A 22,683-nucleotide genomic window follows, 5' to 3' on the forward strand; every position below is an offset into this window, starting at 1 on the left:
TCCCTTTGTCGTTGGAACAATATTATGCGGCATAGAAAGACTCACTGATTTCCGGGAAATTTAGTATCGCATGTTCTCCTTTCGGGAATATGCCATACAACGAACTGCCACTGCCGCTCATAGAAGCATAAACAGCGCCCTGTGCATATAATTCGGATTTGATGTCTGCAAGTACCGGATGTGCCGCAAACACACTTTTCTCAAAATCATTCCGGATCACAGATTTCCATTCCGGTACCGGAAGATCGGGAATCTGCCTGAGGTTGAAAGGCGCAGGAGCCGGAGTGACACCTGCAAAAGCGAGCGCCGTTGGGATATGCAGCTCAGGACAGATCACCTGTATGCTGTATGCACTCAGGTCGACAGGTACAGGCGAAAGCTTTTCTCCCCGTCCGGAAGCAAACTGAGGTGTATTATACACAAAGAATGGACAGTCGCTGCCCAGTTCCAGCGCAAAAGCAGCCAGCTGATCATCCGTAAGACCCAATTCAAAAAAACGGTTCAGCAGACGCAGCATAAATGTACCATCCGCGGAACCGCCACCCATTCCCGCTCCCATCGGGATCGCCTTCAGGAGACGTATATGCACGGGTTGCACCCTGTCCGGAAACGCCTGCTGCAGCAAACGGAATGCTTTCAACACCAGATTATCGGATAGCGCTCCGGGAACATTTTTGCCTTTTATTTCCATCAGAGGATCTACTCCCGATTCAAGCGGCAGCACTTCCAGCGCATCTTTAAGGAAAGGAAGCGGGTAAAAAACACTTTCAAGATTGTGATATCCGTCGGGGCGCTTGCCGGTGACAAATAATCCAATATTGATTTTAGCATTGGGAAAATGAAGCACGGAACATAAATTAAGACGTAAAACTAGCGTTTAATTTATTTAAGGAGCTCACAGGGCTTCATATTGGTCGCTTTTTTGAAGGCGGTACTGAAATGAGATATACTGCTGTATCCCAGGATGCCGGCTACACTGCTTACATTCAGCCCTTCTTTCTGCAGTAACCGCTTTGCTTCTTCGATGCGCAAATGCTGCTGGTATTCGTTGATCGTTTTACCGAACATCGCTTTAAAGCCTTTTTTCAGATAGCATTCATTGATCGCCACACGACGCGAAAGTTCTTTAATGGAGAGCATCTGATCGAATTCCCGCTCGAGTATTTCACGCGCCATCATAACCTTGTCGCGCTGCTCGGTATTATTGTTCAGGAAGCTGCAGGCAGGAACAGCATACGATATTTTCGCAGCGTTGATCTGGCGTAAAGCATGCTGCAACAATCCGGTGACAGCCGTCATCTGCTGCAGCTTTTTTTCAAAAGAAACAGATCCTGTTGGATGAAACAAGTTTCTGACGGTTTCCTGAATATCGGGATCGAAACTGAACTGCAGTCCCGTATTATTATCCGTTAATGCGCGCTCAAGCGACCAGTCGCTTTCCTCCCATTGATCCAGAAAAGCAGGCGCATAGTCGATTGCATATACAACAGCGGAGCCAACCGCAGTAAAATCGTGCTTCAGGCAGAGTACCCGGATGGCACCTTGCACACCATCTTTTGCAGGACACATAATTGTCGCAAACTGGTTGGGCAGCTGTGCTTCGGGATGATTTACGGTATAAGCGCTGCCCGAAACCAGTTTATTGAACCGGATTTCCTGGCGGTTAACGACCAAAACATCCTTTCCGAGCAGCTGTTGTGCCGGGTTCAGAGAATGGGGGCTTATATATTCGTTAATCATTGAGCTGTACAAATATACGCTCCTGCTGCCTCAGAAAAAAGGTAAGGGATTGAAAAACAAACGGCTACACAATACATGTGTAACCGTCCGGGTATAAAAAACTCTGAAAAATAAGGACTTAACTACCGGGATATCAAATGTGGGCTTTAAAATCTGACAATTCTGTGATGCTATACGTTTGTATATCACGCATCCGGAAATTCGTATCCGATATCATTGCGGTAATGTTTGCCTTCAAATTGCACCAGTGTCGCATTACGGTAGCTTTGTGCCAATGCTTCCTTCAAAGTCGGAGCAACGGACGTTATGGCCATAACCCGGCCTCCGGAAGTAAGTACTTCCGCGTCCCGCTGTATGGTTCCCGCGTGGAATAAGATGCTGTCTGCAACCTGCTCTGTTCCGGTAACGACCTTACCTTTTGCATAATCTCCCGGATACCCCTGGCTTACCAGCATTACGGTAGCGGCCGCCCCTTCACGGTGACGGATATGTACCTCGTTCAGGCGCTGCTCACCCATCTGCAATACGAGTTCTACAAGGTCATTCTCCAGGCGCGGCATCACCACTTCCGTTTCAGGATCGCCCATACGGCAATTGTATTCGATCACATAGGGATCACCGGCCACGTTGATAAGTCCGAAGAAAATAAAACCCTGGTATTGCAGCGACTCTTCGCGTAAAGCGTTTACTGTCGGCTCGACAATACGGCTCACAACTTTTTCCATAAACGCCCCTTTTGCAAAAGGTACGGGAGAAATAGCACCCATGCCTCCCGTATTAGGTCCGGTATCTCCTTCGCCAATCCGTTTGTAATCTTTTGCCTCCGGCAGCAATACATAATTGGTTCCGTCTGTGAATGCAAAAACAGAAAGTTCCACACCTTGCAGGAACTGCTCCACCACCACGGTAGCACCGGCAGCACCGAATTGTGCATTGCGGATCATATCTGTAAAAACAGTTTTGGCCTCTTCTCTGTCGGAAGTAATGATCACCCCTTTACCTGCGGCAAGTCCGTCTGCTTTCAATACAATCGGCAGTGAATGCCGTTCCAGATACGTCAAGCCCTCCTCAAAGTTCTGTGCGTCGAATTCTGCATAAGCAGCCGTCGGGATGCCATGACGCGCCATCAGTTTTTTAGAGAATGCCTTGCTCCCTTCCAGTTGCGCCCCTACTTTGCTGGGACCGGGAATGATGATATGCTTTAATTCAGGATCATTTTTAAAAAAATCAAATACACCATTCACCAGCGGTTCTTCCGAACCCGGAAACAGGATATCTATCTTATGCTGGAGGCAAAAAGCCTTAAGCGCAGGGAAATCATTGATACCGATTGCTATATTGCTGCCATATTGCTGCGTACCGGCGTTACCCGGTGCAATGAACAATTGTTTACATTTCGGACTTTGGCTCAGTTTCCAGCTGATTGCGCATTCGCGGCCGCCGGAACCCAGTAACAGGATATTCATCTGCGTTTTTGAATTTGGCTGCAAAGTAACCAAAAAATTCCCCCTTTGCCATTTGCTTTTTTGAAGTATCTTGGCTCGATTTTTCAGTAACATTAACAATCAATAGGTTTATATGGCAGCAGACTTGTCGACACCCATCCCGCAGAAGGGACACCCTAAGGCGCTTTATCTTTTATTCTTCACAGAGATGTGGGAGCGCTTCAGTTACTACGGTATGCGTGGTATCCTGATCCTTTACCTGACAAAGAAATATTTCGAAGGTGGTTTGGCGATCGATCCTGCAATGGCCTCTCAGATCTATGGTTATTTCACCGGCTTCGTGTATTTCACTCCGTTGATCGGGGGCTGGCTGGCAGACCGCTATCTCGGGCAGCGTCTGGCGATCACTATCGGCGGACTTACAATGATGGTGGGACAGTTTACGCTTTTTGCGATCAATACGCATACAGGCATGTACCTGGGGTTATTACTGTTGATTATCGGTAACGGCTTTTTCAAGCCGAACATTTCTACATTGGTTGGCCGTCTTTATGAGGCAAAAGATCCCCGCCGCGATGCTGCATTCTCTATTTTCTACATGGGCATCAACCTCGGAGCGTTCCTTGCTCCGCTGGTAATCGGTCAGTTCACCGACAACATATTCTCCGTAAAAGATGAAGCAGGTAATATTGTTTCCTACGGATACAAATGGGGTTTCCTTGCTTCCGGTATCGGTATGTTGCTCGGACAGATCATCTTCAATGCACTCGCAGCGAAGTACCTGGGCACCATTGGTAAAGCTCCTGTCAAAACCGTAGCAGGCGGTAATAACGACGCGCACCATGCACTGGCAGCGCAGCCAGTGACGAAAGAGAATAAACAGCAAATGACGGTGATCTTTATCCTGACGGCATTTGTGATCTTCTTCTGGGCAGGTTTCGAACAGGCTGGTTCTTCCCTTTCCCTGTATACCGATAAATTTATCAACCGCCAGGTAGGCAACTTCACGATACCCACACCTTGGTTCCAGTCTGTGAATCCGTTGTTCATCATCGTACTGGCTCCATTATTCAGTATTTTCTGGGTTTCCAAACTCGGTCAGCGCCTGAGCACTCCGGTGAAAATGGGTCTGGGCATGGTATTGCTCGGTATCGGCTATTTCTTCATGCTGGGTGCGATTGCCCAACGCGGCGGCGATATTCAGGACGAAACGGTAAAAGCAAGCCTGATCTGGCTCGTACTGACCTACCTGCTGCATACGATCGGTGAGCTTTGCCTGTCTCCGGTAGGACTGTCTGTGGTGACCAAACTGGCGCATCCCAAATATGCGTCCCTGATGATGGGGGTATGGATGCTGGCGACATTTATCGCGAATATCGTAGGTGGCTACCTGGCAGCATTTGTGGAGGAGCTGGGTGCTAAGACAATTTTCACAAGCATTTCTACGGCGGTAATTGTCCTGGGACTCATCATGGTCGCTTTATCGAAACCGATTTCCAAAATGATGCATGGAGTGAAGTAAGACTTTCACGGCATATTAAGCTATAAACGAACAGGCTGTCTCACGATATGAGACAGCCTGTTTTGTTTTGAATAGGGGATTGTCGACTACATAGACACAACGCTAAACTGTTTTGGGTAATTGCCTGACTGCCGGAAATCCTCCGGAAAATGGATAAACCACTCCGGGAAACGCGCTAAGCCTTATGAGAGACGTATGAAGAGCTCAGAGAAATACGCTAAAGCTTCCGAGAAACGGATGAACAGTTCAGGGAAATGCACTAAGCTTTCTGAGAGACATATGAAGAGTTCTGGGAAATGCGCCGGAACTTCTGAAAACCAGTTGAACAGTGCGGGGAAATGCACTAAGCCTTCCGAGAGCCTGATGAGCAGTGCCGGGAATATTGCAAAATCAGATTAATATGGCATACAATTTACCCGTTGCCAACTAAAATCAACAATCCTGCAAATGAAATCCTGGCCTCCCTTGCGGAATCGTTTTATATAGCGTGTGGTGAAGTAATTAGAAAGGCATACCGATTGCCAGGTTGATCACGACGTTTTTCTGACGCCATTCACTGTTGCCGAGATCCACATAGCGGATAATCCATCCGTTGTTCGCAGCCACGTACGGATTTTTAACGGGGAAGGCAGCATCCAGCCGCACGGTGAAGAACTCCGCCACAATCACACGCAATCCGGCTCCGGTGCTCACTGCAATATCATGACCGAGCCGGCTGATATCGAAGTCGCCGCCCAAAGTGGTGGAAGACTTACGTGCAAGCCAGGTATTTCCTGCATCGGCAAATATGGCGCCATTCAGTTTCAGCGTGCCCGAAAAAAGCTGTATCATATCAAACCGGTATTCGGCATTCATTTCCAGCTTGATATCGCCCGTCCTGTCTACACTGGTACCGGCAGTATCGGAACCAGCCAGCGGACCCAGGGTTCGGGGACGCCAGCCGCGGATACTGTAGGCACCACCCACAAAATACTGTTTGATATAAGGTAAAGTCTTCGAGTCGCCATAAGGAGATCCGATACCCGCCAGAAAGCGCAGTGCGAGCAAAGAGCTGCGCACGTTTATATAATGTCGTGCGTCCAGATCGAATTTCACATACTGGTCAAAAATAAAATCCGGTCCGTTACTGATCGCTTTCTGCAGCTTATTGATACCCGACATCAGAATACCGGCCTCTTCAACACCCATCCGCACGTAATAATAGTTCCGGTTCTGCTTTTTCTCCTGATCGGTAAAAGTAAAATACAACTGTTCGCCCTCTATGAACGTACGACGATACGTATTACGCAGTACCTCATTGGAATCCAGCCTTCCCTGGAAAGCAGGCCGGATAACAGGTAACACGATATTGGCAAATGCAGGGGAAAAATCCCAGGTGATCATCCTGTTCTGATGCCAGTTGTAGGAAAATGCAGAGGAGATATTCGTCAGGCGGAACAGGTCGATACGATCCAGCATGTTCACACCCAGCATCAGCTGCGTCTTAGGCAGGTTTCGACGGTCGAGCCATTTCGGTCGGTATGGTGACAGGAATTTGGGGAAAGTAAGCGTTCCGTTTACCCCGAAATTACGGCTCTGCAATTTTACATTCTCGAGGAATTTCGACCCTTCATTATTGCTGTTCGACATTTCAATACCGCCGGTGGTATTCAGGCTCAGCAGGTTGGCTCCTTTAAAAAGATTTTTATTCCGGTACCCCAGTCCGATAGAATTACCCAATACGTACGTGGTGGCGTTTGCCACCTCCAGCGATGCGGACGCATCAACCTTATCAGAAGGACTCAGCGTAATATAACAGTTGAGCAAGTGTTTCGTGCGCTCTGCAGTATCTTCTATAAAGTACACGTTGATCATCTGAAAGATCCCGAGTTCATTCAGTTTAGTAATCGTCAGCTGATGATTGGTCCGGGAATACCGTTCTCCGGGACGGACAAATATCTGACGGCCCAGCACCCCTTCCCGCACGTAATAGTTACGGTAGCGGTAAGAAATATCGTCCAGCGTCACGCTGATCAGGTTAGAATCAAAGGCGGTGGAACGGTCGATGAAATCCGGAAAAACAATCACCTTCCCCATTTCATATTGCGCGTAGGAAAGCGAATCCCCATTGTTATGGACAATGATTTTTACGTCCAGCGACAATTTCTTCTGACGCTTCTGCAACGTAAGAAAGTTGATCGCGCTTTCAAACAGATTTTCCGCATCGCGCAGACGTTCCTTATTCACGGTATCCAGCTCGAAGCTTACGTTATCCTGCGAAAAGCGGTAATAGCCACGGTTTTGCAGTTCTGTGATGATGCGGGCTCTTTCCTCATCAGCCAAAAGCTTATTGTATTCTTTCTCGCGCTGAAATTTTGTCTGGGACAGGCTGCTTCGTACAATCGCTGCAACGGTCGAATCATCGGCCTCTACATAAACATTGTTTACGAGATAGCTGATACCGGTGTTGATGTAATAATACGCGTAAGCTTTTTTCCCTTTAAACTTAACGGTGTCGCGGATGGAAGCATTGAAATAGCCCTGATTGAACAGGAAATTCTTCATATTCGCAACGGTGCGGATCTGTAGTGTGCTGTCGTACACCACCGGCTTTTCGATTGATTTGGGCAGATCTCCCGGCTGGGTATTCACAAACTTACGGTAACGGATATTGTAGCGCCAGAGCTTGAAAGGAAATACGCCGCTCCAGTAAGTATTTGTCTTCTGGATTACCAGCAGATTCAATTGGTCCTGCAGCAGTCCTTTATTGGTGATCGTTTTGTCTGAGCGGACACGCAGTGTATTCGAGCGCAACAGATACTCCCCCTCTTTGAGTCGTTTGGTGGAGCTGCACGAAGCGAGCAACAGACAAAGCATCCATATAAAATGGACCCGGAGTGTTGGTGAAAAATTCAGTTGCTTCGTTGTCATCAATGTTTAATGTCCGCAAACTATTAGATTTGCAGCATGCTCTCAAAAACGCAAAGTAAATACATTCGTTCATTAGCCATTCAAAAATTTCGTGAAGAAACCGGTTGTTTTATAGCGGAAGGCGAAAAAATTGCAGGTGAGTGGCTGCTTTCTGAGCAAAAAGTAGAACAAATTGCGGCACTTCCCTCCTGGATTTCGGAGCATGAAGCGCTGATTGCACGCCATCCGGATGCCCGTGTTACCCCGGTTACTGAAGAGGAATTGAAAACGATCTCCACACTGCAGTCTCCTAATAAAGTACTATTAGTGGTAAAGCTTCCCGCGCCCAATAGCTCTTCTGCAATCCCTGCCGGATCAGGTATTGCACTGGACGGTATACGCGATCCCGGAAATATGGGTACCATTCTCCGCATTGCCGACTGGTACGGCATTCCCTACGTTCTTTGCTCGCAGGATTGTGTGGACATATACAATCCCAAGGTAGTGCAGTCCGCAATGGGGGCTCATCTGAGGGTGAAAGCCATCTATTGCGACCTTGCAGCTACACTGCTGCACTCTGGGAAAACCATATGGGCAGCGCTGCTCGGCGGAACCGATTACCGTTCGCTTACCCCACAGGTCGAAGGCATACTCGTAATCGGCAACGAAGGCCAGGGAATAAGACCGGAAACATTGCCGCCCGGCGCCCTGGCAACAACCATTCCGAAAAAAGGTGGTGCCGAATCGTTAAACGCAGCTATATCTACAGGAATACTGTGCGCCCACTTTTTCGGATAGCAAATATTATTTTTCTGATTTTTATTATACGCAAGACTGATCACAGATATGAAACGCATACTTTCACTGGTTACATTACTCAATACCGTATTTACCGCTCCTGTAGCTGCTCAGAGCTATCAGGGCACACTTCAGGTACAGCTGAGAGACGGTCAGCCGCTGACGCTGGTGCTCGACGGAAGGCATTTCCGCAAATACGGCAATATCCTTACTGTTGGCAATATTCCTAAAGGGATGCACGAATTAAAAGCTTATTACTATTACCCAGCCACTGATCATTCCGGAAGAAGCGGTCGCGCAGGGCGCGACAGGGCGGTACTTGTATTCAAAGGCCGCATGCAGATAGACGGGGGCAGGACTTATTACTGCATGATCGATCCGGCAAACGGAACGCTGAAAGTGCGGGAATCGCGCATGAGTTCGGTAGATGAACGCAACAAAGCTTTCCCGATCGATAACAGACCCGATTTTTCGGACGGCCGTAACGACGAAAGCTGGGAATATGATAAAGGGCGTAATGACCAGAGCAGCCAGGTTTCGTATTACAACGAACGCAACCGTATAACAGCCGCTCAGATGGAAATGCTGCGGACATCTGTGGAAGACAAAATAAGTACCACAGATAAAGTACGGACTATAAAGCTGTTTCTGAGCGATAAAACGCTGATGACCGAACAGGTGATCACTATCATGAACTGGCTCAATTTTGAATCCAATAAGCTGGAAATCGCCACTTACTGCTACCCGCGCGTAAGCGATCCGGATAACTACCTTTTGGTGAGCAATAAACTCTCATTCCAGAGCTCCAAGCGAACACTGGAGCAGGAAATGCTGCGTATCAAAGAGCAGGGGCCTGATGCCGCCGATGCTGATCCATCTACGGGAGCTGTATCTAACGAAAAACTGAGTCCGCTCACAGAACAGCGACTCGCTGCGTTACAGCAGGCATGCGACCAGAAAGTGTCAGACAGTGAAAAAATAAAATTGTTGCAATCCGGTTTGTCCCGCACCACGTTTACCGTTGCGCAGCTTGGTAATATGCTACACTTCCTGCTGTTTGAAGGCACGCGCCTGGAGCTGGTAAAATGGGGGTATGCCAGGATCAGTGATCCGCAAAATATGGCATCACTCAAATCTGAGTTCAACTATACAAGTTCCAAAAATGAGATCGACCAACTGAGCCGCAGCAGATAAAGCTTATGGAGCCGGTTTGGTCGCCGTATCTGCTATGGTGGAATCAGAAGGCTTTGCAAGCGTTGTACTGTCGGGAATATTGTCCAGCGCTTCGGTCATGATCGGTTGATCATCCTCTTCGTATTGCTGGGCCTTATCCAGCTGTACCAGCCATTTACCATTCTGCTTCACCAGAGTGATAAGCTGGTTTTCGGCCAGCTTGGAAGTGGTATAAGTAACGACGGCTTTATCTCCATTCGTTTTCACATCTACGATATTCACTTTCAGCTTTCGCCCTTCTGCCTTTACGGAATCCGGAACCATATTCAGGTAGTCTGCCTGATCCAGCAGTTCCACCGTTGTGGAATCGCAATACTTTTTGGCTTCATCCAGGTCTGCTCTTGCCACGCTGGTCAGGAACTTTTCGGCTACATATTTGGGATCATTATTACTGCAGGAGCTGAAACTTAGCAATAGTACAAGCAGAAAAGAAAGGCTGAAATATTTCATAGTTATGCGCATGTTGGAAGCTGCGAAGCTACTACTAATAAATAATCTGGCAAATGGTTGTACAGCGATTATTCAGATAGAGGTCGTCGGTACCGATATAAGGCTTTCCATTGCCGGCAATGGAGATATGAAATACGGAATCCCCTACTCCGGCCGACCTCAGTACCTTGCAGACCATTTCAGAACAGTACAGTTCGTTGTCTGTAGCGAGGTCAAAACGTTTATCAAAACGGATATGAGCCGCAAAGAGCCGGCTTAATATCCTTGGTACAGCAGCTCTTTGCGATTCGGCAAGCGGAGGCCGGAACACGGTCCATTCCGTGTTATGCGCTGCTGCAACGAAAGAAGATAACAACTCGTAATGCAGGTCGCCGCTGTTACTTTTGCCACCTGCGGTAATATGAGCGACCTGTATGGCAGAATCCGACACGACAATGATACCGCAATGGGAAAAACGATGATCTTGCTGATTAAGCCGGGTAAAAAAATGACTGATCTCGTCTTTTCCGGCACGCAGCACGATATCGCCTGTGCGCAATTGCTGCAGGACATTGTCTGCAACTGGCTTATCGCCTGCCACCTGTGGCGCTTGGATCCGTCCGCAGGAGCATAAGCCAATAAAAAGCAGCAGTAAGCCGGAGATAAGAAAACTGCGGATCATAAAATAAAAAAGCCGGTCTTGCAGGAAGACCGGTCTCTCTTAAAAAAACTTCAAAAAGAATTAGTTGCTTGCGAGAAAATCTTTCACTTTATCCTTGTGAATGATGTTCTCTTTAAAAGTGTAAGCACCAGTCTTCGGGCTACGAACAGCTTTGATTACTTTAGTGTAATTCTTAGCTTCAGCTGCCAGCTTTGGGTCTTTTTTAATCGCGGTTTTAGCTGCTTTTGCCATGACTTAAATATTTTAAAAAGTGGTATTAATTACTTGATTTCTTTATGAACGGTCACACGTTTCATCAGCGGGTTGTATTTTTTCAACTCGATGCGCTCCGGAGTGTTCTTTTTGTTTTTGCTGGTAATATAACGGCTGGTTCCCGCTAAGCCGCTGTTTTTATGCTCAGTGCATTCCAAAATTACCTGTACGCGGTTGCCTTTCTTTGCCATTGTTATGAAATGTTTTGAAACTTAATATAATAGGTTAGATTTTATGGCCTTCTGCACGCAGTTGTTTTACGGTTGCCATCAGACCGTTTTTATTGATAGTACGCAGTGCTTCAGTAGAAAGTTTCAAAGTGATCCACTTATCTTCTTCTGCAAGGTACATACGTTTTACCTGAAGATTAGGCAGGAAGCGACGCAAAGCTTTTTTGTTAGAAAAAGATACTTTGTGGCCTACCATTGGTTTTTTACCCGTTACTTGACAAACTCTTGCCATAATTCTGTTTTTTTAAGGACTGCAAAGGTGAGGCTTTTTACTGAAACAACAAAAATATTTTTTGTATTTTTTTGTTCCTTTCCGTAAAACAAGCGTTTAACCTCTTAATTCGTGCAAAAATACACAATTTACAACACTGTTTGGGTGTTGGTGACGGAACTGGCATTAGCTTCCGATGCGCCTCTAGCCTGCTGCGCAGCCATTATTTCCTCCAAGTAAGGTTTTACCAGTTCATTCAATTGCTCTTCACTGATATCCAATGCGTGTGCATTACCGGTGAGCGCAAACCAGGGCCGCGGCTGTCCGAACGGATAAGCTCCGTATATAATAACCGGTGTTCCTTTTTCCAGCAACTGATCGGAAGCGGACAATTTCCACTGATCGGCCCATCCGTACAGAAAACGCGCCTGTTCTTCCAGCAGGCGCATACAACTGTGCGAAGCGGGATAACCCGGCAGATCGTACTGATGGAAGCCGACACCGCCCATATTGCTTACATTGAAATTCCACTTCAGGATCCACTCCTCATTCACCGTGCTTTTGGTCTCTTTAGACTTCCAGTTGCAAAAGAACAGACCTGTGGGTGTCCTGGAAGCCTTTTTACCCATATTTGTAGGTCCGCTTATGATTCTTTTACCTTGCTCATACGCGGCAAATGCCTGTGTGGGATAAGAAAAAATAATCACCTTCCGGATATCCTTCAAACTTTCGGAATACGCCGGGAACGGCATATAATCTTCCGGCTTACGATCGTAAAGATCCGGAACAATAAAACTGTCCAGTCGCTTCAGATGCTTTTCGTCCACACGATTGAGGTAACATAAGATGTCTTTGTGCGCATTTCCGCTGAAAGAATCTCCGGCCGACCATACCTTTTTATATTCAAAATGGTAGTGCACTTCAGCAAGAGCAGGTTCTTCAGGCTTTGCAGCTTTCCCGGAAACAGTTTCCATTTGCTTTGCAGTACCTGCAGCAGGAGCCGGAACAGGTTGCTTATTGGCATTATCACAGCCGTACGCAGCAATACTCAGCACGATCAGGCAGTTTAGTTGATGTATATATTTCATATAGGATTTCGATTTACAATTATCGTACGAATCTTTCATCTGAGGAAATTATTCCCGGGTCCTTTCAGCGTATTCACATTTTCACAGGATAGCCTTAACAAAGCGTTCGGTTAGTTTGAACCACCCTGCACACTGCGGTGAATATTTTTGTGGAAACAATAAACAAAGACGATTATGAAAAAGCTAATGATTGGCGTATTCGCCCTGACCGCAATGGCCGCAACTTCTTGCCGCAAATCTTATACCTGCGAATGTAAACCCGTAAACGGCAGTGCCGGTATTACGCGTGACCTTCCGAAACAATCTCTGTCCGATGCCCGCTCCGAATGCGATAGGGGTGACGTTCAGGGTATTACTGAATGTGAAATCAAGTTGTAATTTATTCTGTCCACCCAAAAATCAAAAAGCCCCTTCCCGTTCGGAAGGGGCTTTTTGATATGATCTTATCAGCGAAAAATTTATTGGCAAAGATAAATGTCCTATATTTGTGGACAAATGTCTCAAGGATGGGAGCAGTATCAAAAATTGAGTTGCGGCTGGATAAGGAAATTGCAAGCTTTTTTAAATCAGGAGACTTTTCCGGGTACCCGGTGGAGGCGGGCAAACCGGTGAGCTATGCCGACTTTCTGGAAAATAAAATGCTGATCATCGGTGCAATCCGGAACGGTATTCCCTACTCGCTCTTTGACCTGATTCAGGATTATACACCATTCACAGAAAGCGACTGGGCAAACTTTCTGGATATTTCCACGAAATCGTTGCAACGCTACAGAACCAGTTCTGAGCATCATTTCAAACCTATTCACTCAGAAAAGATCATTGAAATGGCAGAGGTGACGAAAGTAGGTCTTGATGTATTCGGCAATATGGAAAAACTCCGCCTTTGGCTTAATACCCCAAACTATGCTCTGGGGCGCCTCAAACCCATCGAATTACTAAAAGACTCTTACGGCAAGGAACTGGTGATCAGTGAACTTACCCGCATCAATTACGGAATACTCGTCTGAATGGAAGTGTTCCGACTCGCCAGAAGGCCTTATGCAGCTCCATTGTCCGGGCAAGGTGCAGCCTTAAAAGGTGCCCGTTGGAATTCCATAGGCATAGAACTGGTGTACACCGCAATCAACCACCGCTCTCTTGCAATGGCGGAAGTAGCGGTGCACTGCACACTTGCAACCCTGCCGGAAGACTATGTAATGGTTACCATTCACATCCCGGACGATGTTACTGTTCAGAAAATAAGCGAACAGGCGCTGCCGGCACATTGGAAAGACTTTCCCCACCCTATTGCCACGCAAAAGATCGGCGACGATTTCGTACACGCAAATCAATACTGCGCCTTGGTTATTCCGTCTGCAGTGACCCAAGGGGACTTTAACGTGCTGATCAATCCTTACCATAAAGATTTTGCCAGGATTACAATAACAGATATTGCTCCTTTTCCGTTCGATAAGCGCATATTTCATTGATCGAATTCACGGACAGGAATAACATCAGCAATCAACAGAAACAAATCTGATTGAAAATGTGTTTATTATTGTTGCACTAAACACACCACATGTCGCTACGCAACAATATACCCCTGTTATTGATTAGTTCACGGCTCCTGGCAGGCTTCGCAATACTTACACTTGCGCTGACAAGCCCCGGGTGCACGGGGACAATTCCGGCTGCATTACTGGTTTACGGCTTCCTTTCTGATGTATTTGACGGAGTGATTGCCCGACAACTGGGGATTTCAACGCAAAAGCTCAGACGACTGGATTCTTCCGTGGACCAGATATTCTTTCTTTGTGTTGCGGCAGCTGCGTACATCCGTTGCACAGACTTCTTCAAAGCACATGCGGCAGCGATCATTGTGTTACTGGCATTTGAAGCGCTTACTTATGTAGTGAGCTTTATAAAATTCCGTAAAGAGATCGCGACGCATTCGATAGGAGCAAAAATATGGGCTGCTTTGCTCTGCTGTGCACTCACCCAGATCATGCTTTCCTGCTCTTCCGGGATACTATTCCAACTGAGTATTTGGGTTGGCATGGTGACCCGGCTGGAGATAATACTGATCATTTTATGCCTGCGCAAGTGGACAAATGACGTTCCCACCTTGTATCATGCGATCCGGCTGCGCCATAACAAAGCAATAAAGCGACATAAGTTGCTGAACGGATAATACTTTCAGATAACCTTCCACGCTATGCATACTCCGAATTACTGCAAATGGTTCTACTTTTTCCTGCTGTTATGCAATTTGCCGGCACGGGCACAGTCAACCGGGCTGGAGGGGCGCCGCTACGTTTACAAAGACAATTATATAAGCATTAGCGACAGCACACTTGAGTTTTATCATAGCTGGGGCTGCCTTACGGTGAATTATTTTGGCCGTGGCCGATATTACGTTTATAAAGACACCATTTTCATGTGCACCGATATAGACGTACCGGATAAACGCACCACCTACAGAATAGAAGAATCGTTGACACAAGACGACCAGGTGCATTTCCATTTTCGTGAATATCCGAGTTTCAACCATAGCTTTTGTGTAAGCTTAGAGAATGAGCAGAAAAAGTCGATGCGGTGGACTTGTGCAAAAGCGCGAGCGGACTATGTAACACTGGACAGCCTGCCACCTGTGCGTTCCGGCCACTATACAGTCAAAATAAAAGACAATAACGATGACCTGTTGATTCCTTTGGAAGAGATCAGGGGAAAATCCATATTGATATCTATGGCGGGAATGCATTTGCTCCGTGGAGAAGACCTCTTTTTTGTACTTTCAGATAACGGAAGTGTTATTACCGGACCGTACTATGTTCCGGTACGGCCGGACAAAAGCATGCGAAGACGGGCCAGGTGGCGCAGAATTCTGTACAGGCTGGGGTTGAAAAAACATCGGCAGTGCCACTCATGCGGCATAGATATCCCACCTATGATCCGGCAGCAATAAACATTCCGCGAGTAGTCCGATCAGGTTCAGGATTTATCCGCAGGCCGGCAGGGAAAAGCAGCTCCGATTCACTTCATGCAGGAGTGTCGGAACAGAGCTATTAGCATAAATCGCCGAGGGATAATTACCGTTAAAAAAACTGCGATACCGTTAAAAAAACAGATAGCTGCAGGCATTGACTTTCTATATCTGGATTTTTATTTTGTGAGCAAATTAATCACATGACCAAAAATATCCTTAAAATTGGCCTGGTGGCAACCCTGGGCTTCGCTGCAAGCATGAGCGCCTGTAAGAAAGATGACAAGAAAAGCACTTCTATGCCTTCTTCCTCTACCTGGTCGATAGACAGTAAGTCGTACACTTCCGTAACAAAAACGTACAATGACAGTTCTTATGCATTTGCATCTATGGACGGTTCCAGCGTGTCCCTTTTCTTTGATGCAATTCCGTCTGCTTCAAAATCTTATACTGTTACCGGCAGTATCGATGACAAAGTACATATCCTTACCACCCAGATGAGTCCGTTGACGATCGGTACAGGCATTTCGGGAACCGTTAACGTAACGGTAGCCGATGGCAAAGTACGTATGCAGATGACAGACGTAATTATTGAAATAGACGACCCGAGTACCGGAGATTCTGTGCGTACTGCCAAACTGAGCAGCGACCTGGTATACTAAGCTGACAACTTACAGTTTAAGTTTTCGTCCCGCAAATTGCCATATCAGTTTGCGGGACTATCTTTGCGCCTTTATCACACAAAGCGTAACAGTTGAAATACGAAAAAGAAATTGCCCGCCGGCGCACCTTCGCGATTATCTCGCATCCGGATGCCGGTAAAACAACCCTGACCGAGAAATTATTGCTGTTTGGTGGCGCGATCCAGGTTGCGGGTGCTGTAAAAAGCAATAAGATCAAGAAGCATGCCACCTCCGACTTTATGGAGATTGAGCGTCAGAGAGGTATCTCTGTAGCCACTTCGGTGATGTGCTTCGAATATAAAAATATCCTGATCAATCTGCTGGATACTCCGGGTCACAAGGACTTCGCAGAAGATACTTACAGGACGCTTACCGCCGTGGACAGCGTTATCCTCGTGGTCGACAGCGTGAACGGAGTTGAAGAGCAAACACGCCGCCTAATGGAAGTCTGTCGTATGCGTGACACTCCGGTAATCGTATTCATCAACAAAATGGACCGGGACGGTAAACTCCCATTCGATCTGCTGGATGAGATTGAAAAGGAGCTGAATATACGGTTGCACCCGCTTACCTGGCCTATCAATATGGGTAAGGAATTCAAAGGTGTGTACAATCTGTACGAGAAGAGCCTGCAATTATTTACCCCGAACCAGAAATCGGACGAAGAAAATACCGTTCAGATCCCTGATATCAACGTCAGTCTGCTGGATCAGAAAGTAGGCGAACGCGATGCTGCACAATTACGTGAGGACGTGGAACTGCTCGATGGCGTATATGGAGCACTGGATAAAAACGAATACCTGCAGGGCAAGGTTGCACCTGTTTTCTTCGGCTCAGCGGTTAACAACTTCGGCGTAAAAGAACTGCTCGACACCTTCATCCAGATCGCACCCGAACCGCTGGGTCGCAGTACCGACAAACGTTTTGTGGAACCGGATGAGGATAAGTTCAGCGGCTTCATCTTTAAAATACATGCAAATCTGGACCCGCGCCACCGCGACCGTATTGCATTCCTGCGCGTATGTTCCGGCCGTTTCCAACGCAATACTTTTTATAAACATACCCGACTGGAAAAAGATGTGCGCTTCTCAAACCCCTACTCTTTTATGGCCAGGGAAAAGGAAGTAATTGAAGACGCGTATCCCGGTGATGTGGTCGGCTTATTCGATACCGGCAACTTCAAGATCGGAGACACACTTACGGAAGGTGAAATGATGCAGTTTACCGGTATCCCTACCTTCTCTCCGGAAATCTTCAAGGAGCTCATCAATAAAGATCCGATGAAAACAAAGCAACTGGAAAAAGGGATCAGTCAGCTTACAGACGAAGGCGTGGCGCAACTGTTTACACAACATGGCGGCAACCGCAAAATCATCGGATGCGTGGGAGAACTGCAATTCGAAGTAATCCAGTACCGCCTGTTACAGGAATACGGCGCATCATGTGCATTCATGCCGCTGAATTTCTATAAAGCGTGCTGGATCACGGGAGACCGGAAAAAGCTGGAGGATTTTGTGCGCTTCAAACAGCAGAATGTGATGGAAGATAAAGATGGCAACCTCGTGTATCTGGCCCAAAGCGAATGGTTCCTGAACACCGAACGTCAGAATAATCCGGATATCGAGTTCCATTTTACCAGCGAATTCAAAACGAAACAACAATAGCACTAAAAAAGAGCGATATGGCAAAAACAGTATTGATCACCGGCAGTACCAGCGGGATCGGACTTGCAACAGCAAAAGCATTTGCAGCGAAAGGGTATAACGTTGCGTTCAATGGGCTCGAAGAGAACGGAGCTGCGATAGCGGCAGAAGTAGCGGCAACCTATAAGGTAGGTCATATTTTTTCTCCGGCCAATATGCTGCATGCGGATGAGATCAAAGCATTTGTGCACCAGGCTCAGACTGAACTGGGTCCTATTGATGTTCTCATCAACAACGCCGGTATTCAGTTTGTTGCTCCGGTAGAGGATTTTCCGGAAGAAAAATGGGATGACATTATTGCAATCAATCTCACGGCGACATTTATCGCTACAAAAGCGGTATGGCCACAAATGAAAGAACGCAAATTCGGCCGGGTGATCAACATCGCATCCGCACACGGGCTGATCGCCTCTGCTTTTAAAGGCGCCTACGTTGCTGCGAAACATGGCGTGGTAGGCTTCACCAAAGTGATGGCGCTGGAAGGCGGTCAATTCGGGATTACCTGCAATGCGATCTGTCCGGGCTACGTATTCACTCCTATCGTGGACAAGCAGATCGGCGCACAGATGCAGGCGCATAATATGAGCCGCGAAGAAGTGATCAATAAAGTGATGTTGAGCGAACATGCGATTAAGGAATTTATTCCCGTGGAAACGATCGCATCCACCATTCTATACCTGGCAGATTCAGATGCAGGTGCAACGATCACCGGCATTGCGATGCCGCTGGATGCAGGCTGGACAGCGCATTAAAAAATATTTTATACCCGCATGGGCATAACTTTTAGGTCTTATTTGTCAGGAAAAAGGTATTTTGCCTTTTCCTGACCGCTTATCTTATGGGAATGAAGGACCACCATATCAAGACCAACCACATTCAACTCCACTACATTGAGTACCCGGCACCCGGCAAGCCCAAACTGCTGATGCTGCACGGTATCACCGCCAATGCACATGCATTTGACGGTGTGATCCGCGCCGGACTGGGAGACGATTTCCACATTTATAGTCCCGACCTGCGCGGACGCGGCGAAAGCGACAAGCCTGCATTCGGCTATTCCATGGAAGAGCATGCACGCGATATTATCGGGCTGCTGGATCATTTGGGCATTGAAAAAGCTGTGCTTTGCGGACACTCTTTCGGGGGACTGCTCAGCGCTTATCTTTCTGCCAATTTCCCGGAACGTGTGGCAGCTCTGATATTGCTGGATGCGGCACATGAGCTCAATCCGAATGCTGCACGTATGCTGTTACCGACATTCAGTCGTCTCGGTGTGCTCTACCCCTCCTTCGACGTATATCTGCGGATGATGAAGAAAGCGCCTCAGAACACTTTCTGGGACGAGGCCATGGAGAGCTATTACCGCGCCGATGTGCATATCGACAAGAACGGTATTACACAGACCAACTCCAATCTGGCTAATATTACGGCAATGGCCGTAGGGCTCACGAGCATGCCCTGGGCTACCATTTTTGAGCATATACACCAACCCGCAATCCTGTTGAATGCATTAGGTATATATACGATGGAGCAGGCGTTGCTTCCGGCTAACCTTGCCAAAAAAGCAACCAAACTGATCGAAAACTGCGAATATGCTGTAATAGACGGCAATCACCAGACAATGCTGTACGGAAAGGGTGCCCGCGAAATTGTAGCTGCTATACGCGTATTCTACAAGAAAGTCAAGCATCTGGTTCCGGAAGATAAAACAGTTCCGGCAAATGGCTAGCAAGCCGCCGATGCTTTGGTCCCTGCTGCGCTGTAAGTGTCCGAACTGCCGCAAAGGCAATCTGTTCACGCAACGTTCGGTATTCCCGTTACGTTCGATGCTGCAGATGCATACACATTGTACGGAATGCGGCGCGAAGCTGGTAGAAGAAAGCAATAACGGTCCCGGTATTAATTTCGTGCTCACCACGCTTTTGTTATTCCTGAATATACTGTGGTATTATCCCATTTTCGGGCTCTCCTATACAGACAACAGCGTTTACTATTTCCTGGCCAGCAGTGTCAGCGTGGTACTGCTGTTGCAACCCTGGCTGATGCGCCTGGCCCGGTCGGTCTACCTGTACCTCATATGGATGACACGCGAATAACCGATAATCCACAATCCTCTAAAAAGAAAGCGGGCACAGATGATAATATCTGTGCCCGCTTTGAATTATTTACCGGAATTAAGCGATTGTGATGCTGTTATCCAGGTAAACATCCTGAATTGTATTCAGCAGTTCAACACCCACTTTCATATCTTTCTGGAAAGCTTTACGTCCGCTGATCAGACCCATACCACCGGCACGTTTGTTCACCACGGCAGTCATCACCGCTTCAGACAGGTCGGAAGCTCCTTTAGACTCTCCACCGGAGTTGATCAGACCTACGCGGCCCATGTAGCAGTTAGCCACCTGGTAGCGAGCCAGATCGATCGGGTGATCGGTCGTCAGTTTCTCGTAAACATCTTTATGCGTTTTACCAAAGTTCAGCGCAGTGTAACCGCCATTGTTTGTTGGTAATTTTTGTTTGATGATATCGGCCTGCAGGGTAACACCGAGGTGGTTAGCCTGAGCAGTCAGGTCTGCAGCAGTGTGGTAATCCACACCGTCTTTTTTGAATGCGCTGTTACGCAGGTAGCACCACAGTACAGTAGCCATACCCAGTTCGTGCGCATATTCGAATGCTTTAGCGATTTCAACGATCTGACGGCTGCTTTCATCACTACCGAAATAGATAGTAGCACCGATAGCGGTAGCGCCCATGTTCCATGCATCTTTGATGGTACCGAACATGATCTGATCAAAGCGGTTAGGATAAGAAATAAATTCGTTATGATTTATCTTAACGATGAAAGGGATTTTGTGCGCGTATTTACGGGCAACGGAACCGAGCACTCCGTAAGTAGAGGCAACAGCGTTACAGCCGCCTTCTATAGCAAGCTTCACGATATTCTCAGGATCGAAATAGATAGGATTCGGAGCAAATGAAGCGCCGGCACTATGCTCGATACCCTGATCCACAGGAAGGATCGACACATAACCGGTGTTGGCCAGACGTCCGTTATTCAACAATGCGGAGATACTGCGCAAAGTCTGCAGGTTGCGGTTGCTGTGTAACCATACATTATCAATAGTATCAGCAGCAGGCAGGTGCAAAGAAGACTTATCGATCGTTGTACACTTATGATCGAGATAATATGCGGCCTTATCGCCTAACAATTCTTGAATTTTTTGAGAAGCCATGTTGTGTTTATGTAATGTGATTTAAAAATAATTGCGCAAAAGTAATGCATTTGCAATTCCCATATCGGGAAAAAATTCAAATTAGCGGCTGTAGTTCGGAGCCTCTTTCGTAATCACTACGTTATGCGGATGGCTTTCGGCCATAGACGCAGCCGTAATGCGAATGAACTGACTTTGCTCCTGAAGCGCTTTAATGTCTTTCGCACCGCAGTAGCCCATTCCGGCACGCAATCCGCCTACAAACTGCTGCATGATCTCACTGAGATTGCCTTTATAAGGAACGCGACCAACAATACCTTCCGGAACCAGTTTCTTGATATCAGCCTCCACATCCTGGAAGTAACGGTCGCTGGAGCCCTCTTTCATTGCCTCTACTGAACCCATTCCACGATAGGATTTGAATTTACGGCCTTCGTAGATGATGGTTTCTCCCGGACTTTCTTCTGTTCCTGCGAAAATAGAACCGGCCATCACACAATTGGCTCCTGCAGCGATGGCCTTCACCATATCTCCGGTGTAGCGGATACCGCCGTCTGCAATTACCGGGATGCCTGATTTTTTCAATGCATTTGCCGCCTCAATGATCGCTGTCAGTTGCGGGGCTCCGCAACCGGTAACGATACGTGTAGTACAGATAGAACCCGGTCCTACTCCCACTTTCACGGCATCGGCTCCTGCCGCAGCAAGCGCTTTCGCGCCTTCTGCTGTTGCAATGTTACCCGCAATTACATTCAGTCCTTTAAATGTCTTTTTTACCAGCTTCACCATATCCAGCACCCCTTTGGAATGGCCGTGCGCGCTATCCAGCGTGATCACATCCACTCCCGCGTGTACCAGCGCCGCAATACGATCCAGTCCGTCCTGCGTGATACCCACCGCGGCACCTACCACGAGGCGACCCTGGGAGTCTTTACAGGAATTGGGATAACTCTTCAGTTGTACGATATCGCGGAATGTAATGAGCCCCATCAGTACGCCATTCTTAGCCACGATAGGCAGCTTTTCGATTTTATGTTGTTCGAGAATTTTCTCCGCTTTGGCCATGTTGGTGCCAACAGGAGCGGTTACCAGATTTGTGCTGGTCATGATCTCGCTCACCTTCTTGCGGGCGTTTTTTTCAAAACGGAGATCGCGGTTCGTAACAATGCCAACCAGCTTGCGGTCTGCATCTATTACCGGGATACCGCCGATTTTATTTTCTTTCATCAGGCGCAGCGCATCCCCGACAGTAGCATCGGGATTCAGCGTTACGGGGTCGGTGATCAGACCTGATTCGGAACGTTTTACTTTACGCACCTGCTCTGCCTGCTTTTCGATACTCATGTTCTTGTGCAGGATACCGATCCCGCCCTCACGCGCAAGCGCCATCGCAAGACGATACTCAGTGACAGTATCCATTGCAGCGGAAACCATCGGAAGATGCAGCGTAATGTCTTTTGTAAGTTTGGTATGGATATTTACTTCGCGCGGAAGTACTTCAGAATATGCCGGCAGGAGGAGGACGTCATCAAAAGTAAGGCCCTCGCCGTAAAACTTAGATTTTGCAGCCATTTGCAAAAGTACGACTCGCATGTGTACTTTTC

The 22,683-nt window shown here is 47.4% G+C and carries 25 protein-coding genes; 13 read left to right on the top strand and 12 right to left on the bottom strand.

Features of this window, described 5'->3' with window-relative positions; translation table 11 throughout:
• Nucleotides 1-22 precede the first annotated feature (22 nt).
• The 3 genes from ispE to purD all read right to left on the bottom strand — a co-directional run bounded on the left by ispE (nt 23) and on the right by purD (nt 3,206).
• On the bottom strand, nt 23-847 hold the full coding sequence (gene ispE / locus ABD846_RS09510; RefSeq protein ID WP_344825806.1) for a 4-(cytidine 5'-diphospho)-2-C-methyl-D-erythritol kinase: 825 nt from the start codon (nt 845-847) through the stop codon (nt 23-25).
• Between the two features lie 35 nt (nt 848-882).
• Nucleotides 883-1,740 (bottom strand): helix-turn-helix domain-containing protein, encoded by an 858-nt coding sequence (locus ABD846_RS09515; RefSeq protein WP_344825809.1) that lies wholly within the window; start codon nt 1,738-1,740, stop codon nt 883-885.
• Between the two features lie 185 nt (nt 1,741-1,925).
• A complete protein-coding gene (gene purD, locus ABD846_RS09520) occupies nt 1,926-3,206 on the bottom strand; it encodes a phosphoribosylamine--glycine ligase (RefSeq protein WP_344825812.1) in 1,281 nt (426 codons plus the stop codon).
• 112 nt (nt 3,207-3,318) lie between these two features.
• On the opposite strand from purD, the gene ABD846_RS09525 reads away from it, so the two are divergent.
• Nucleotides 3,319-4,707 (top strand): peptide MFS transporter, encoded by a 1,389-nt coding sequence (locus ABD846_RS09525; RefSeq protein ID WP_344825815.1) that lies wholly within the window; start codon nt 3,319-3,321, stop codon nt 4,705-4,707.
• A 501-nt stretch (nt 4,708-5,208) separates the two neighbouring features.
• On the opposite strand, the gene tamL is transcribed toward ABD846_RS09525, so the two are convergent.
• Nucleotides 5,209-7,617, bottom strand: a complete 2,409-nt coding sequence (tamL, locus tag ABD846_RS09530) for a translocation and assembly module lipoprotein TamL (RefSeq protein ID WP_344827505.1) — start codon at nt 7,615-7,617, stop codon at nt 5,209-5,211.
• Between the two features lie 36 nt (nt 7,618-7,653).
• On the opposite strand from tamL, the gene ABD846_RS09535 reads away from it, so the two are divergent.
• A complete protein-coding gene (locus ABD846_RS09535) occupies nt 7,654-8,394 on the top strand; it encodes a TrmH family RNA methyltransferase (RefSeq protein ID WP_344825818.1) in 741 nt (246 codons plus the stop codon).
• A gap of 48 nt (nt 8,395-8,442) precedes the next feature.
• Entirely contained in the window at nt 8,443-9,588 is a 1,146-nt protein-coding gene (locus tag ABD846_RS09540; protein ID WP_344825822.1) for a proline and serine-rich protein 1 family protein, read from the top strand.
• Between the two features lie 3 nt (nt 9,589-9,591).
• Here ABD846_RS09540 and ABD846_RS09545 read toward each other — a convergent pair whose 3' ends face one another.
• From ABD846_RS09545 to ABD846_RS09570, 6 genes are all read right to left on the bottom strand, one after another.
• Nucleotides 9,592-10,077: a nuclear transport factor 2 family protein gene (locus ABD846_RS09545; protein ID WP_344825825.1), complete on the bottom strand. Its 486-nt coding sequence runs from the start codon at nt 10,075-10,077 to the stop codon at nt 9,592-9,594.
• A gap of 34 nt (nt 10,078-10,111) precedes the next feature.
• Nucleotides 10,112-10,738 carry a YiiX/YebB-like N1pC/P60 family cysteine hydrolase gene (locus ABD846_RS09550; protein WP_344825828.1) on the bottom strand — a complete coding sequence of 209 codons (627 nt, stop codon included), beginning with the start codon at nt 10,736-10,738 and terminating at the stop codon, nt 10,112-10,114.
• A 60-nt stretch (nt 10,739-10,798) separates the two neighbouring features.
• A complete protein-coding gene (locus ABD846_RS09555; RefSeq protein WP_344825831.1) occupies nt 10,799-10,969 on the bottom strand; it encodes a DUF4295 domain-containing protein in 171 nt (56 codons plus the stop codon).
• A 29-nt stretch (nt 10,970-10,998) separates the two neighbouring features.
• Nucleotides 10,999-11,181, bottom strand: a complete 183-nt coding sequence (gene rpmG, locus ABD846_RS09560; RefSeq protein WP_344825834.1) for a 50S ribosomal protein L33 — start codon at nt 11,179-11,181, stop codon at nt 10,999-11,001.
• A 34-nt stretch (nt 11,182-11,215) separates the two neighbouring features.
• A complete protein-coding gene (gene rpmB / locus ABD846_RS09565; RefSeq protein ID WP_344825836.1) occupies nt 11,216-11,452 on the bottom strand; it encodes a 50S ribosomal protein L28 in 237 nt (78 codons plus the stop codon).
• Between the two features lie 128 nt (nt 11,453-11,580).
• Nucleotides 11,581-12,519, bottom strand: coding sequence for a L,D-transpeptidase (locus tag ABD846_RS09570; RefSeq protein WP_344825839.1), 939 nt, complete (start codon nt 12,517-12,519; stop codon nt 11,581-11,583).
• A gap of 174 nt (nt 12,520-12,693) precedes the next feature.
• On the opposite strand from ABD846_RS09570, the gene ABD846_RS09575 reads away from it, so the two are divergent.
• The 10 genes from ABD846_RS09575 (at nt 12,694) to ABD846_RS09620 (ending at nt 19,963) form a co-directional block, all read left to right on the top strand.
• The gene (locus tag ABD846_RS09575; RefSeq protein WP_344825842.1) at nt 12,694-12,897 is read left to right on the top strand and encodes a hypothetical protein; all 204 of its coding nucleotides are present in this window, start codon (nt 12,694-12,696) and stop codon (nt 12,895-12,897) included.
• A gap of 128 nt (nt 12,898-13,025) precedes the next feature.
• On the top strand, nt 13,026-13,526 hold the full coding sequence (gene parS / locus ABD846_RS09580; protein WP_344825845.1) for a type II RES/Xre toxin-antitoxin system antitoxin: 501 nt from the start codon (nt 13,026-13,028) through the stop codon (nt 13,524-13,526).
• The gene (locus ABD846_RS09585) at nt 13,527-13,988 is read left to right on the top strand and encodes an RES family NAD+ phosphorylase (protein WP_344825849.1); all 462 of its coding nucleotides are present in this window, start codon (nt 13,527-13,529) and stop codon (nt 13,986-13,988) included. It abuts the gene before it with no gap.
• A gap of 89 nt (nt 13,989-14,077) precedes the next feature.
• Nucleotides 14,078-14,689 carry a CDP-alcohol phosphatidyltransferase family protein gene (locus ABD846_RS09590; protein WP_344825852.1) on the top strand — a complete coding sequence of 204 codons (612 nt, stop codon included), beginning with the start codon at nt 14,078-14,080 and terminating at the stop codon, nt 14,687-14,689.
• A 24-nt stretch (nt 14,690-14,713) separates the two neighbouring features.
• A complete protein-coding gene (locus ABD846_RS09595; protein WP_344825855.1) occupies nt 14,714-15,463 on the top strand; it encodes a hypothetical protein in 750 nt (249 codons plus the stop codon).
• 221 nt (nt 15,464-15,684) lie between these two features.
• Entirely contained in the window at nt 15,685-16,143 is a 459-nt protein-coding gene (locus ABD846_RS09600; protein WP_344825860.1) for a hypothetical protein, read from the top strand.
• A 92-nt stretch (nt 16,144-16,235) separates the two neighbouring features.
• On the top strand, nt 16,236-17,828 hold the full coding sequence (locus ABD846_RS09605; RefSeq protein WP_344825862.1) for a peptide chain release factor 3: 1,593 nt from the start codon (nt 16,236-16,238) through the stop codon (nt 17,826-17,828).
• A gap of 17 nt (nt 17,829-17,845) precedes the next feature.
• Nucleotides 17,846-18,619 (top strand): 3-hydroxybutyrate dehydrogenase, encoded by a 774-nt coding sequence (locus ABD846_RS09610; RefSeq protein ID WP_344825865.1) that lies wholly within the window; start codon nt 17,846-17,848, stop codon nt 18,617-18,619.
• A 92-nt stretch (nt 18,620-18,711) separates the two neighbouring features.
• Nucleotides 18,712-19,596 (top strand): alpha/beta hydrolase, encoded by an 885-nt coding sequence (locus ABD846_RS09615; protein ID WP_344825868.1) that lies wholly within the window; start codon nt 18,712-18,714, stop codon nt 19,594-19,596.
• On the top strand, nt 19,589-19,963 hold the full coding sequence (locus ABD846_RS09620) for a hypothetical protein (protein WP_344825872.1): 375 nt from the start codon (nt 19,589-19,591) through the stop codon (nt 19,961-19,963). Before ABD846_RS09615 ends, ABD846_RS09620 begins: the two co-directional genes overlap by 8 nt.
• 78 nt (nt 19,964-20,041) lie before the next feature.
• Here ABD846_RS09620 and ABD846_RS09625 read toward each other — a convergent pair whose 3' ends face one another.
• The gene (locus ABD846_RS09625; RefSeq protein ID WP_344825875.1) at nt 20,042-21,100 is read right to left on the bottom strand and encodes a class I fructose-bisphosphate aldolase; all 1,059 of its coding nucleotides are present in this window, start codon (nt 21,098-21,100) and stop codon (nt 20,042-20,044) included.
• Between the two features lie 81 nt (nt 21,101-21,181).
• Nucleotides 21,182-22,651, bottom strand: coding sequence for an IMP dehydrogenase (gene guaB, locus ABD846_RS09630; RefSeq protein ID WP_344825878.1), 1,470 nt, complete (start codon nt 22,649-22,651; stop codon nt 21,182-21,184).
• Nucleotides 22,652-22,683: the final 32 nt, after the last annotated feature.

Source organism: Rurimicrobium arvi, assembly GCF_039540495.1.
Taxonomy (GTDB): Bacteria; Bacteroidota; Bacteroidia; order Chitinophagales; family Chitinophagaceae; genus Rurimicrobium; species Rurimicrobium arvi.